This window comes from Paenibacillus lacisediminis (genome assembly GCF_046567315.2).
The window spans coordinates 113,166-126,814 of record NZ_JBKIAX020000007.1 but is presented as its reverse complement, the minus strand read 5'-3'; the positions used below and the strand labels follow the sequence as shown (position 1 = coordinate 126,814).

The following is a 13,649-nucleotide window of genomic DNA, read 5'->3' as shown; positions in this document are numbered from 1 at the left end:
CTGTCTGTAACGGCAAGTTTTTTCACGGCTTTTCAAATAAAGCCCCCTTTCGCAAGGAGGCTTTCAATTTTTCAGGAGAATAAACATGCCAGCCATCATCACCTGGCGGTTAGTTCCTCATACATACGCCACAATCGTTTCCGCACTTCTTCATCAAAATTAGCCTTAACAGGCACCACCTTCATTTTGTCGTTAATAAAGGCTCCATTCATGTTCTAAATCTCTTGTGCTGTATATCCTCAAAAGAACCGGATCCCGCTATCCGTGTCTTTTTGGCTTTGACATGCGTTCCATGATCAAGGCTACCCTGCGCCTGCTAAAAAATCGGACCATTTGAGCCATAAGGTAATTGTTACGGCCATCGATGATATAGCTGCGTCCCTGGTCAATCCCTCGAAATCCGACCCGTACAACCTTCTCCGGGGTCGAGAGCTTTTGGCCCGCCCCCATTTCCTCGCTGCCGACCGCATCGAAAAATCCCGTCTCTGTTGCACCCGGGCACAGTGCGAGCACGCGAATACCACGCCCGCGCGTCTCCGCCCATAGCGCCTCAGAGAAGGACAATACAAATGCTTTGGTACCCCCATAAACTGCAGAATATGCACAAGGCATGAACGCAGCCATCGAAGCTACGTTAACGATGACTCCATCCTTTCTCCTCAGCATATCGGGCAGCAGCCGATGCGTAAGATCGACTAACGCAGCCGTGTTCAGCATAATCTCTTCTTGCTCGCGCTCCGGGTCTATTTCCTCGAAACGGCCATATGTGCCAACGCCTGCGTTGTTGATGAGAATATCGACCGACAAGCCCAGTTCGGATATTTGTTCGGCCAGTTGACGCGGGGCATTCGCTTTGGACAAATCGCAAGCGAGCGCATAAGCCTGTACGCCGTACTGGCGGTTGATTTCCCTTGCCATTGCATCCAGTTTGTCCTTGGAGCGCGCTGCCAGAACGACATGACAGCCTCGTGCCGCCAGTTCTTTGGCATACGCTTTCCCGATTCCGGATGAAGCACCGGTGACTACAGCCAGCTTGTTTCTATATGCATACTTGTTCAAGATACAAAGCCTCCTATCGATAGCACTGCACTGATGTAAATTATCTTAATCGTACTATCGGTAGGAGGGGTTAGCCACAGCATGTTTATACTATTAACGGGAGTAACAGCATCGGTACTCGTTATGGTTCTCTTTTGTGGCAACGAAACCTTAACAGAGATTATAATGATCGTATATGAAGTGCTTTGAGTCCATTTGGTTAATTACGATACGTATTCTTCCATATAAGTAATTAGAGGTGAGCTTCTTGAAAACAAATCGTTTCTCATCCGCATTGGGTGAGTTCATAAAATCGCGCAGAGAACGCTTGCAGCCTTCAGAGGCAGGGATCCAGCCGCTGCCCGGACGAAGACGCACTCCGGGACTTCGAAGAGAAGAAGTCTCTTATCTTGCCAATATAAGCGCGACTTACTATGCCTGGCTGGAGCAAGGCAAGGAGGTGAATCCTTCGCCGGAAGTGCTGCTAAGTATCAGCAAAGCGCTTCAGCTTGACGAAGACGAGCAGAAGCATCTATTCGATCTGGCCAATGTAGACGCGGCGAGTGTCGTCACAGTGCCAAATAACGGAGGGCCGGATACGGGAGTTTTGCAGAAAATCGTAGATCAACTTTATTATCCTTCTTTTATCACGGACGAAGGTACGGATGTTATCGCCTTGAATCGAGCGGCAGAACTGATCGTAGCCGATTTCGGCAGTCTGCCGGACAACGAACGGAATATGATGAACATTATGTTTTTAAAGCCGGATTACCGTACAAGACTGCTGAATTGGGAAGGTTTTGCTCGTTACTCCGTAGCGGTTCTGCGGGCAAGCTTCGACCTTTACAAGAACAACCCGTTATATATGGAACGGTTCGAACGCTTGAGACGGGAAAGCGAGGAATTCATGCATTTCTGGGAGCTATATGAAATCAAACAAAAACGCGTAGCCACCGCTTTATTCTGTGTTCCTGACGGACAGGAGATGGAGTTCGAGCTCCATTCCGCGGCTGTAATCGATAATGACCCGGGACTGCACTGGTGTTTCTTTGTTCCGGTGCCCGGTTCAGGTACGGAGGAGAGATTATTGCGTTTACTTGAGCAGGACAGGCAGCTCCCGTAGACTGTTACTCCCGTTAATAGAATAGACGTGCTGTGGCTAGCTCCCTCTAGTTGTTTGTATAATTCAGTGGATGACAACGAATGGAGGGTGTTTAGCATGCAAACATGGTTCATTACAGGAGCATCAGGAGGCTTGGGTTCACGTATAACTCGCCAGTTGCTTGATAGAGGGGACCGTGTAGCCGCAACGGTACGCAAGCCGGGTGTGCTGGATGATCTGCAGGCACAGTATGGCTCTGGGCTTTGGCAGGCTAATTTAGATCTGACAAACTCTCAGCAAATTGCTGAAGTGGTGGAACGTGCATTTTTAGAACTGGGCACGATCGATGTGTTTGTCAATAATGCAGCCTATGGCTTGTATGGCGCAGTGGAAGAAGCAAGCGACGGGCAAATTGAGCATCAGTTTATGACCAATGTGCTTGGCTCCCTGCGTGTAGCGCGTGCAGTCCTGCCCTTTTTCCGTAAGCAGGGCGGCGGTCACATGGTACAGATTTCGAGTATGGCGGGTCATTATTCTATTCCGGGTATGGGACTGTATTGCTCTTCGAAATGGGCGGTCGAAGGAGCCTTTGAAGCGCTGGCTAAGGAAGTGGCTCCGTTCAATATTAAGACCACGATGGTGGAGCCCGGCGGAATCCGAACGAATTTCATTACAAGCAACGCCGTATTCGGTGAGCGGATGGACGAATACCGGGATACGGAGGCGGGCCAATTCGTTAGCCTGATGAAGGGAGAACTGCCTGGTATAGATATGAGCATGTTCAATCAAATGGTTGTCGGCGATCCGGATAAAATGGCGCAGCAGATTATCCGTCGTGTCGACCAGGGAGAGGGTCCGATACGTATGGCGTTGGGCAGTGACGCCTATGAGCAAATCCGGGCAGCCCTGCTGGACAGACTGGCCGCTCTGGAAGCACAGAAAGAGCTGGCTTACTCCACTGATTCAGATGATGTGGTAAAACAATTTTAAAGGACCAAAGAATTCGACATCCACGGCAACTGATATGCTCCTCTGAAGTAGCCGGTTTATTTATTAAACCTGCTTACTTAAAGGGGAGCATATTTCATACTTGCCGTTATTTGCGATATTGATCAAAATTCAGAATGTACCACACCCGCTTGAGGGATATAATGACGATGTATCAAGAAGAGGAGGAAAATCATTTTGACTATTGAACGTTTTCAAATTCAGGTCTCTGATGAAATCCTGGACGATCTGCAATACAGACTTCATCACATCCGTTGGCCGGATCAATTGGAAAATGCGGATTGGGAACGGGGCACGGAATTAAATTACTTAAAATCGCTAGTTTCGTATTGGAGGGACCATTATGATTGGCGCGCACAAGAAGCCAAGTTGAACCGCTTCTCCCAGTTTCGCTGCAAGATCGATGGGATCGACGTGCACTTCGTACATGAACGCGGTAAAGGACCTACCCCTTTGCCCCTGATTCTTACTCACGGATGGCCCGACAGTTACCTTCGTTACCAAAAAATCATCCCGCTGCTTACGGATCCGGCCAGCCATGGCGGCAACCCCGAGGACGCTTTTGACGTAATCGTCCCTTCATTGCCTGGCTTTGGATTCTCCAGCCGCCCTAAATATCCCGGGGTCAACAATTTTCGTGTCGCCGAAATGTGGGTTAAACTCATGACCGAAGAATTAGGCTACAGAAAATTCGCTGCCGCCGGTGGGGATATGGGCTCCGGTGTGACCAGATACCTGGCGGCAAACCATCCCGACCGGTTATACGGAATCCATCTAACCGATATCGGGATTATTCGAGATCGAACTTTCTTTAATTCTCTATCAAATCGCCATAATTTGATTTGAAGTCCCTCTTCAAACAACTCCAGTCAATCCAATCTAAATACACTTCTGTCTAGCAGATAATAAGAAAAGTACCACGGACCGCGGTCGTTCCATGATCCTGCATCATGTTGCCGCTCAGTTCCCCTGTCGGAAAACGAGCGGCTTTCTCTTGACCTTGTTGAGGTAGGTTAGCGATAGAAGTCAACCATATCTCCAAACAGCCGTTTAATAAATTCGAGCTCGCTTTCGTTATATCTTTCCAAAAATTCGTACATTCTTTGCTTTTCCTTCGCATGGAGCTCATCATGAGCAGCAAATAGCTTTTTGCCGACAGGCGTTAGCCGAAAATACACTTCCTTTTTGTTATCGTTGAGTTGGGCTTTTCGCACCCAACCGGCCTTTAGTAATTTATTTGCGATCTTGGAGGTATTCCCTTTGCTTAAATTTATCCTTTCCGCGATGGAAGTGACATTGATCGGCTCCTGCTCTCCGATACACGCAATGGCGTGCAGTTCCGTCATGTTCAAACTGAATTCCAGTTCGGTATGCTTCCGGATATCCTCCAGATATGTGGCAGTAATTCGGCTTTCATATTGCTCTTTTTGCTCAAGAAACTGAACGAAAAATTCATGAATTGCAGCTTTGTTTTTATTGGCAGTATCCATGGTTATGCTGGCTCCTTGACTCATTTGTTTTATTATATCATAGATTGTTTCGCTAGAAACAAACTTGTATGCTCATATTGAGATTGGGGTTGACAGGATATATAGTGACCAAATACAATAATATTGTTTCATATGAAACAAAAATTATATATAATTTTTATCACACCTATTTTTAACAAGCAATAAAAAGGGTTCTAACGAAACAATAATTAATGAAGGAGGTGCATACCTGCCTATGGAAATCGTGAATCCGAAGACATTGACGGATAAGGTTACACCTGTAATTTCTCATGTCGTGGTAACTACTGTCTCTAAACTGGCCTTCATCTCAGGTCAGGTTGCTGTAGATGAAACAGGCGCATTGGTCGGTTCAGGGGACTATTACGCACAAGCGATTCAAGTGTTCACCAATCTAAAGCATGCATTAGAAGCCGCACAAGCGGAACCATTGTACATTGCAAAAATGAATATTTTTGTGGTAAACCACAAACCGGAATTGATTTCGATTATTTTTGACGCCGGATTTCATGTGTTTGGCTCTAACTGGCCGAAGACAGCAAGTACCTATATAGGCGTTCAAGCACTAGCCGATCCTGAATGGCTTATCGAAATAGATGCTATCGTGATCTTCCCATAATGTTTAAGAAAAGAGGTAATTTATATGAAATATGAAGTCATCCTTATCGGTGGCGGACCTGTCGGCATGATGTTGGCTGGAGAGTTGGCATTAGCCGGTGTAAAGGTCTGCGTCATTGAGCGGTTAAAAGAGACAACCCCATATTCGCGTGCGCTTACCGTACATCCACGAACTCTTGAAATATTAGATATGCGTGGAGTGAAATCACAATTAGTCAGTAAAGGCCGCTTACTTTCGAGAGGACATTTTGCCGGATTAGAAACTCCTTTGGATTTCTCGGCGTTGGATTCTTCCTCCAATTACACTCTCTTTTTACCGCAGAGTGAGACGGAGAAGGTGCTGGAGGAATGGGCTCTTAGCCTTGGCGCAGAGGTCTGGAGAGGGGTTGAGGCTCTATCTGTGCATCAGGATGAGGATGGGGTCGACGTTAAGATCGCCGGACCTAATGGAGAAACAACGTTACGATCTGCTTATGTGGTAGGTACGGACGGAGCCAGAAGTTTGGTTCGCAAACATGCAAATATATCCTTTGAAGGTACAGACGCGACCTTCACGGCTATTCTGGGGGATGCCGTTCTATCTGATTTGGCTCCTATGAGTGTCATATCCCGGATTACAGAACAAGGTTTGGTCAGCATCATGCCGATCAATGATCATATCTATCGGGTCTTAATTATCGATATGGAGAGACGCAACATCGCTAAGGATGAGCCCGTTACATTGGAAGAGTTTCGTTCATCGATCATCCGTACGACCGGAAGCGACCTGGGATTGAACGATGTGAAATGGGTGTCCCGTTTTGGAAATGCGACGCGGCAAGCGGGACGCTATCGGAATGGTCGATTGTTTTTGGCGGGAGATTCGGCGCACATTCATTTTCCCGCTGGTGGACAGGGAATGAACGTCGGCTTACAAGAAGCGATGAATTTAGGCTGGAAGCTTGCAGGAGCAATCAAAGGCTGGGCTCCGGACTGGCTATTGGACAGTTATCATGCCGAACGTTTCCCATGGAATACAGCCTTGCTCCGGAATACCGAGGTCCAAACCCTGCTTCTGGACGTGACTCCTCCCATCACGGAACTGCGAAGCATGTTGGCTAATCTTTTTCAAATACCAGAGGCTAATTATCAAATCGCCGCACAAGTTTCCGCAATGGATGTACATTATGCTCCCGACGCCGAAGCGCCTTCCCATCCTTTAAATGGGAAACGGTTCAAGGATCTCAGATTAAAGCTGAAAGACGGGCAATTGATTAACTCCTATCCGTTCCTGCACAAAGGTACTTTTCTTCTGTTGCATTTCCATTCTAATGAACAGAATAGCGGCCAATGGGAAACGTATAGCAACCTCCAAGTTTTACATGCATCTTTGGCTGAGGCAGACGCGGATTGGAACGACGTCCACACGGCACTTATTCGGCCGGATGGACATATTGCCTGGGCAATTTCTCTATCAGATCCGAATCCAATGCAAAAAATAAATGAAGGAATCACTCGCTGGTGCGGAGACATTACGGATTAGTGATTCGTTTGAGGTGTGTAACCGCCTCCCCCTTACCCAGCTAAGGCAAGGTCTGTAGATAATTGAACAAGCACTGTCCTTTACGTCAATGGAATCAAGTTCTTGTCCTCAGATTGGATAAAACTTGATTCCTTAAATTCCTCTACGTTATGGCTATGCCGATTCTGAGGCGTAATTTCCGCTTCGATCTCCTACTCCTGCAAGATGCGCCCGTAGCTTTACATGATACGGTTCAGCTTAACGGGTCTTTCGGCGAAAAGCGCGAAAGAAGCTTGTCACCTCGCGTAGTTACCTACCTTTTTAATACCCGACCCAGAAGCTGTAATCAAGCTAACATGCACAGAAGGCCACCGAAGAAATCGGCAGCCTGATCTGTCAGTGATTCAAAGGTAAGCAAGTGAAAGAATGCGGGAGAAGCAAGCGTATGCTTCCGAAGCGAAAGCCCCTTCACCGCGTTTCGTCCCCAAATCCCCTAACTACCTACTCAAAACCCTTATAAATCAAGGAACAAACCGCTTCTACATGCACCGTATGCGGGAACATATCGACCGGTGTGACCTCGACCGTCCGATACCCGCCGTCCTCAAGGATGCGTAGGTCGCGGGCCAGAGTCGCGGGGTTGCACGATACGTACACCACTCGCTCAGGCTTCATTTCCAGGATGGTGTCCAGCAGGCGCGGATCGCAGCCCTTGCGTGGCGGGTCCACGACGATGACATCAGCTTCGATGCCCTGCTCCTTCCAGCGCGGGATAACATCCTCCGAGGCGCCAACCTCGAATTTCACGTTGGCCATTCCGTTCAGTTGCGCATTGCGGCGTGCATCTTCAATCGCCTCCCTGACAATCTCGACCCCGTACACCTGGTCTGCATGCCGCGCCAAAAATAGCGAAATCGTGCCGATGCCGCAATAGGCGTCAATGACGGTTTCCTTGCCGGTCAACCCGGCGTACTCCACCGTCTTGTTATACAGAACTTCCGTTTGCACCGGATTCACCTGATAAAAAGAACGCGCCGAGATCGCAAACTGCACCTCGCCAATATAGTCATAAATCACGTCTCGCCCCCAGAGGACACGCGTTTCGTCTCCGAAGATGACATTGGTCTGCTTCGTGTTCACGTTTTGGCAGATGCTGACCACCTGCGGGATTTGCTCCCGGATGAGGCCGATCCAGGTATCGGCATGCGGGATATCCCGCCCGTTGGTGACGAGAACCAGCATCATCTCGCCTGTGCGGAACGCCTTCTTCACGACGACATGGCGCAGCAAGCCGCGCCCGGTCTCCTCGTTGTAGGCGGTGACGCCAAGCTGGCGGCCGATCGCTTTGACGCGGGAAACGACATCGTCGTTATGTTCGTGCTGAATCAGACACGTTTCCATATCGACGATGCGGTGACTGCCCCGCGCGTAAAAGCCGCCGACCAGGCCGCCCTCGGTGACGCCGATCGGCACCTGCGCCTTGTTGCGGTAGCGCCAAGGCTCGTTCATGCCCAGCGTCGGGCGGACGACGATGCCTTGCTCCGGCACGGTGAGGCTGCTGGCGCTACCAACGGCATCATCTGTACCGAAGCCGCTTGGAACTGCACCTTCGGCAATTGCCGTGTCCATGCCAGGTGCGTCCTTCACCGCTTTGGTTGCACCTCCGCCCGCCGCAATAGCGCCCCCGTGCATACTGCCGGCCGAGTCGGCCGCACCAGAAGGCGCGGATGCCGACTGTGCCGCTGTGGGCACCACGCCTGACACGGCCGGTTGCGCCGCCCTCGCCACGCGCAGCTTGCCGATCCGCTCCAGCGCGTCGACGACGTGCTGCCGCTTCCAGGACAGTTGCGCCTCATAGCTCAAGTGCTGCAGCTGGCACCCGCCGCACTGGTCGTAGATCGGGCAGGGTGCCGCTACCCTGTCCGGACTAGCCTTCACGACGTCAAGCAGCTTAGCGTAGCCGTACTGCTTTTTCGTCTTCAGCACCTTGACGCGGACCTTCTCGCCCGGCAGCGCACCGGCCACGAACAATGTGTAGCCTTCGGCACGGCCGACGCCTTCCCCATCATGATTCATCCCGATGATATCGATGACGAGTTCATCGTTTTTGTTGACGGGAAGCCCGGTAAGCCCCGCCGTGGCTGCCGCGTTCCGCATATGCTTCTCCCCGCCGCCAGCCGCTTGTCCCTTACTTCCAGGGGGGCGCCCGCTTCCAGGGGCTCGCCCCCCTTTCCCAGTACCTCCGCCTGCTCTACCGCCGGAACCGGCTTTGAAGCTTTTTCGTTGCTTAGTCATGGAACTGCTCCTTCACGTTTTACCAAAGATTTATGCGAAAAGTTCGAAGGCTTCTTTTTCCCCGAAACTTGTTGGTTTGTCTATTCGCTCGCTATCATCATCATATCCTAAGCCCGGCCATTTGTATCCAAACTTTGAGTCCATCACTGGAAACTACACCCAAAAATTGTGGCAATAACGCGACCGCTTGATGGTACTGAGTGTTGCCGTTTCCCTAACGGACAGGAGAGACCTTATTCGCTCATTTCCCCGGTATTTCCCGCGCTAACGGACTCAGATGACGCTATTCGCCCCAAACCAGACGATTTTGGGGTGGTTTGACGGAAATAACGGCACCTCGGTCCGTTACAATTTTGCCGCGCCCATTTTGAGCTTTTTAAGGTCTCTGGAGTCCGTTAGCGTACGGGTAGCCGTACGGGGTAGCATACGAGTGGCCATACTTGTGAGAGCGTACGAGTTCGTACAGTAATCGTGTAGTCAATGTGTAGTTAGCATAGAGTTATCGTGCAACCGGCGTACAGTCTGCGTGCAGTCAGTGTGCAGTCAGTGTGCAGTCAGTGTGCAGTCAGTGTACAGTCTGCGTGCAGTCACATCCAGCCAGCGCACAAATCCCCCGCCATCCCGGCGGGGGACCCTACACCAATATTAGTGCTTCTCCTAAGCACTAAGCGAAAATCCGCAAATGCTGCGGCAAAATCTCGAACACGCCCGGCAGTTCGCCGCCCAGCTCCCCGTCGAGGTTGAGCTGCACGCGGGCCGGCGAGGTGACCTCCATCCGCCGCGTCTTGAAGTACAGCACGTGCGGATCGCTGAAATGATCGCCGCGCAGCGCCATCGTCACCAGGCGGATGAACTCCGCCAGGTTGCATTTCTTGAGGGCGATGACATCCAGCAGCCCGTCGTCGATGCGCGCATCCGGCGCCAGCTTCTCGAAGCCGCCGACCGAATTGCTGTTGGCGATCAGGAACAGCATGAACTCTCCTTCGATGACCTCGTACCCCTCGGCCTGAAAAATCAGCTCCGTCGGCGACAGGCTAGCCATCTTTTCAATGCCCTTCATATAATAAGCGAGCTGCCCGATCAGCGTCTTCAGCCGGCTGGGGACCTCATACGTCAGTTCCGTCAACTTCCCGCCCCCGGCGATGTTGATAAAGTGACGGCCGTTGACTTTGCCGATGTCGATCGGTCTTGTCTTATTCTCGATGACCAGGTCGCAATAATCCTCCCAGCGCCTCGGTATTCCCATCGCCCGGGCGAAATCGTTGGTCGTCCCCAGCGGGAAAATGCCGAGCGGCGGCAGATTGCTTTTCCCGGCCATGCCGTTCACGACCTCATTCAGCGTACCGTCGCCGCCGGCCGCGATGATGATGTCGTATCCACGCCCCACCGCCTCGGCGGCTTCGCGCGTAGCATCCCCCGCCCCTGCCGTCGCGTGACAGGACGTTTCGATGCCGTGGCGATCCAGACGCTCCAGTACATCCGGCAAAATGCGCCGCATTTCTTCCCTTCCCGAGGTGGGATTATAAATCAACCTAGCTCTTTTCATCCTAACGCCACCTGATTTTCATATTGTCAATGATCCCATTATATGCAAAATATGCTGCGACATCCAGCGGGACAGGAGCGGATGCGGCAGCAGGGCATCCCCCGAATACCGGTACGATAGCCCGTTTAACCGGGAAGGAATCATCGTTTTGGTAAAATACCCGGCGCTTAAAAACAACGGGGCCACGATGACGTCATATCCCTGCTCTTCCGTCCAATAGCCGACTTTGCGCCGCACGCTGTCAGGATTAAGCAGAGCGTAGTCGGCGGCCGCCAGCCCGCTGATTTGCCCCACCCGCGCGGCCAGCGAGGAAATCCCCCGCTCCCAGCGTTGCAGAAATGCCTCATGGATGCTGCCATGGCCCACGAGCAGCAGTACCTCTCGATCCGGACGCGCCGACAGTCCCTTCACCTTGTCCCAGACCATCTCGGCGACCAGTGGATCATCATCTATAGGATCGCCAAAAAACACGCGGGCGGATACCCGGAATCTTTCCAGATCGGTTTCCTTCTCCGGCGTATCCTTTACGCCCAGCGCGTAAGCGATCTCATCGATATGCGTGCTGCCCGAAGATACAAATAAAGGAATGACAAGCAAATCTGTCACTCCTTGCGCTTCCAGTTCGTTTATCCCGTCCTGAATGAGGCGGCCCTCCACGATTTCCAGAAATGCCGACACCACGGGAAGGTCCGCAGGCAAACAAGCTGCCGCTTCCGCGACAGCCTCGTCCACCAGAGCTATCCAATGATCGTCTGGAGACCCGTGGCTGATCACCAGTACTCCCGGTTTTGAAGCAAGCGAATCCAAAGGCGGCGGCTCCTGAAGCGGCCGAGCCTTTGCCGCCCGCCCCTTGTCCGCCGTCCGCATCTTTTCCTGCATCGGCTTACCGCCCCAAACGGTCCAGCGTCATCTTGTACCCGTCGTTGCCGTAATTCAGGCAGCGCTTCACGCGGGAGATCGTCGCCGTGCTGGCTCCGGTTTCCGCCTCGATCTGGTTGTAGGTGCTGCCTTTGCCGAGCATTCGCGCAACCTCCAGCCGCTGGGACATCGATTGGATTTCATTTATGGTACACAGATCGTCGAAAAAAGTATAACATTCCTCAATGTCTTTTAACGTTAAAATAGCTTCAAATAATTGATCGATCGTTTTGTCATTCAATTTCTTCAGCTGCACTGGATAATCATCCCCTACCATTACTTAACCACACCCCCATTGTACCCGAGCGGAGTCCCCCTTTTCAAGCATTAACGGTTTCACGCATCACAGAAAGAACGCCCAAAATCCGCGAACACCCACCGGAACCGGGACATTCGTCCATACGCCACGCGCCCGGGTCTCATAAAGTATAGTATTACAAACGCCTATATCCCCAAAAAAAGGCGTTCCGATAAAATACCCTAAAAAGGACAGTGATACCATGCCACATCATCATGCTTACCGGCAAAGCACCGCGCCCACGGCATTTCCGTATAGCGACTATTACCCGGGGGTAACGTCCCCCTCCGATTCTACGGCGCTCACGCCCTACACTCCGCCATCCATCGAACCGTTCGATGGCGCTTCGAGCGCGGCGGCGGGCGGTTCCGCGGGATCGGCTGGCGGCCTTTCCATCCCCAATCTGGGCGATCTGAAAGGCATCGTCGACAAGCTTGGCGGCGTTGACGGAATACTGGCCACTGTGGGCAAAGTGCAAAAGGTGATGGAAACCGTTCAACAATTCGCCCCGATGGCCAAAATGATTGCCAGCCTCCTTCCGTTCGGCAAAAAACGGCAAGGCGGAGGTTCTGGAGGACGGTACGATGAATACCGGCCCCGCCGCCGCAGAAAAAGCCGCAGCGGCTCGCGCAGACGCGGCAATGGCCGTAAGCGCAGCAGCAAGTCAGGCAAGCCGGCCAAACGCCGCCGTTAATCCGGCGGCGTTTGCCCTACACCCTATTTAAACCAGCCCCGCTTGCCGAACCAGAGAATCATCCACCCTACAAGCGCCAGCATCAGGGCTATGACAGCAAAATAACCGTATTTCCACGACAGCTCGGGCATATAGACAAAATTCATCCCGTAGATGCCGGTGATCAGCGTTAGCGGCATAAACACTGTCGTAATGACGGTCAATGTTTTCATGATCCCGTTCATCCGGTTGGAATTCAGCGAAATGTAGGAGTCGCGCAAATCCGCAGTCATTTCCCGGTCGGCCTCAACCATTTCGGACAGCTTCAGCAGATGGTCGTGAATGTCCGCATAATAGGCGCGCGGCTCCTTATCGCCCTGCACATGCTGCGAATTCAAGATGCGGTACATCAAGTCGCGCATCGGCACGATCGTCCGCCGCAGCTTCAGCAGCCGGCTCCGCAGATCGAACACCTGGTTCATCAGCAGCTCCACCGATTCATGGCTTCCCTTTTTCTCCAGCTCGTCCAGCTCATCCTCGATCGCATACACACAAGGGAAATACTGATCCACCAGGCTGTCGATCACCATATATGCCGCGGAATAAGGCCCGTGCACCCAAACCTTCCGGTCATGGGCCCGCTTCAGCATGTTTTCCCACGCCTCGTTCATTTCCCGCAGCCTGCGCTGATGGAACGACACCAAATATTTGTCCCCGATAAACAGGTTCACTTCCACCGTGCCCAAAGTGTCCGGGTCCAGGGCGTGCAGCACCAGAAACTGATAATCCTCGTAATAGTCCATTTTGGGGCGCTGCAATACATGCAAACTATCCTCGATCGCGAGCGGATGAAAGTGAAAAAAAGAACCCAGCAACTCGGCTTCCTCCGGCACCGGCTCGTTAAAATCGGCCCAGATCCATACGTATTTCTCGTCAAACGACCGCTCCAGCGGAAGGTCCGAAACGACTTTATGGTCGTGCGTCATCCCCATTACTCTGATCAAGCCGTCTTCTCCCCTTTCTCCATGCCGCTGCTAATGATGATTTTAGCGTACGCGAAAACGCCCCTTTTCGCAATTTGTCTCCGGCGCCCTATTTGGCTTTCCGCGCCCCCAGCTTGCCGCGGATCCAAGCTGTCGCCCCT

Annotated in this window: 13 protein-coding genes; 6 read left to right on the top strand and 7 right to left on the bottom strand. The window is 51.9% G+C overall.

Annotated elements, in window-relative coordinates; all coding sequences use genetic code 11:
• Positions 1-258: 258 nt before the first annotated feature.
• A complete protein-coding gene (locus tag ACLD72_RS15475) occupies positions 259-1,059 on the bottom strand; it encodes an SDR family NAD(P)-dependent oxidoreductase (RefSeq protein WP_410996634.1) in 801 nt (266 codons plus the stop codon).
• A gap of 247 nt (positions 1,060-1,306) precedes the next feature.
• On the opposite strand from ACLD72_RS15475, the gene ACLD72_RS15470 reads away from it, so the two are divergent.
• The 3 genes from ACLD72_RS15470 to ACLD72_RS15460 all read left to right on the top strand — a co-directional run bounded on the left by ACLD72_RS15470 (position 1,307) and on the right by ACLD72_RS15460 (position 3,994).
• Complete coding sequence (locus ACLD72_RS15470) at positions 1,307-2,161, top strand: helix-turn-helix transcriptional regulator (protein ID WP_410996632.1); 855 nt, start codon at positions 1,307-1,309, stop codon at positions 2,159-2,161.
• A 96-nt stretch (positions 2,162-2,257) separates the two neighbouring features.
• On the top strand, positions 2,258-3,130 hold the full coding sequence (locus tag ACLD72_RS15465; protein WP_410996630.1) for an SDR family oxidoreductase: 873 nt from the start codon (positions 2,258-2,260) through the stop codon (positions 3,128-3,130).
• 195 nt (positions 3,131-3,325) lie between these two features.
• Positions 3,326-3,994 (top strand): epoxide hydrolase family protein, encoded by a 669-nt coding sequence (locus ACLD72_RS15460; RefSeq protein WP_410996628.1) that lies wholly within the window; start codon positions 3,326-3,328, stop codon positions 3,992-3,994.
• Positions 3,995-4,161: 167 nt separating this feature from the next.
• Here the strand turns inward: ACLD72_RS15460 and ACLD72_RS15455 are convergent, their stop codons facing one another.
• The gene (locus ACLD72_RS15455; RefSeq protein WP_410996626.1) at positions 4,162-4,638 is read right to left on the bottom strand and encodes a MarR family transcriptional regulator; all 477 of its coding nucleotides are present in this window, start codon (positions 4,636-4,638) and stop codon (positions 4,162-4,164) included.
• A gap of 235 nt (positions 4,639-4,873) precedes the next feature.
• On the opposite strand from ACLD72_RS15455, the gene ACLD72_RS15450 reads away from it, so the two are divergent.
• Both ACLD72_RS15450 and ACLD72_RS15445 read left to right on the top strand, forming a co-directional pair.
• Positions 4,874-5,275 (top strand): RidA family protein, encoded by a 402-nt coding sequence (locus ACLD72_RS15450; protein ID WP_410996624.1) that lies wholly within the window; start codon positions 4,874-4,876, stop codon positions 5,273-5,275.
• 24 nt (positions 5,276-5,299) lie between these two features.
• A complete protein-coding gene (locus ACLD72_RS15445) occupies positions 5,300-6,796 on the top strand; it encodes a monooxygenase (RefSeq protein ID WP_410996615.1) in 1,497 nt (498 codons plus the stop codon).
• Positions 6,797-7,276: 480 nt separating this feature from the next.
• Here ACLD72_RS15445 and rlmD read toward each other — a convergent pair whose 3' ends face one another.
• The 4 genes from rlmD to ACLD72_RS15425 form a co-directional block, all read right to left on the bottom strand.
• A complete protein-coding gene (gene rlmD, locus ACLD72_RS15440) occupies positions 7,277-8,932 on the bottom strand; it encodes a 23S rRNA (uracil(1939)-C(5))-methyltransferase RlmD (protein WP_410996613.1) in 1,656 nt (551 codons plus the stop codon).
• 802 nt (positions 8,933-9,734) lie between these two features.
• Complete coding sequence (locus ACLD72_RS15435; protein ID WP_410996611.1) at positions 9,735-10,616, bottom strand: diacylglycerol kinase; 882 nt, start codon at positions 10,614-10,616, stop codon at positions 9,735-9,737.
• Positions 10,617-10,634: 18 nt separating this feature from the next.
• Positions 10,635-11,495 (bottom strand): sirohydrochlorin chelatase, encoded by an 861-nt coding sequence (locus tag ACLD72_RS15430; protein ID WP_410996609.1) that lies wholly within the window; start codon positions 11,493-11,495, stop codon positions 10,635-10,637.
• A 4-nt stretch (positions 11,496-11,499) separates the two neighbouring features.
• On the bottom strand, positions 11,500-11,790 hold the full coding sequence (locus tag ACLD72_RS15425; protein WP_251595662.1) for a YerC/YecD family TrpR-related protein: 291 nt from the start codon (positions 11,788-11,790) through the stop codon (positions 11,500-11,502).
• A gap of 244 nt (positions 11,791-12,034) precedes the next feature.
• Between ACLD72_RS15425 and ACLD72_RS15420 the strand changes: the two genes are divergently transcribed.
• Positions 12,035-12,526, top strand: a complete 492-nt coding sequence (locus tag ACLD72_RS15420; protein WP_410996607.1) for a hypothetical protein — start codon at positions 12,035-12,037, stop codon at positions 12,524-12,526.
• A gap of 23 nt (positions 12,527-12,549) precedes the next feature.
• Here ACLD72_RS15420 and corA read toward each other — a convergent pair whose 3' ends face one another.
• Positions 12,550-13,509, bottom strand: a complete 960-nt coding sequence (gene corA / locus ACLD72_RS15415) for a magnesium/cobalt transporter CorA (RefSeq protein ID WP_410996605.1) — start codon at positions 13,507-13,509, stop codon at positions 12,550-12,552.
• Positions 13,510-13,649: the final 140 nt, after the last annotated feature.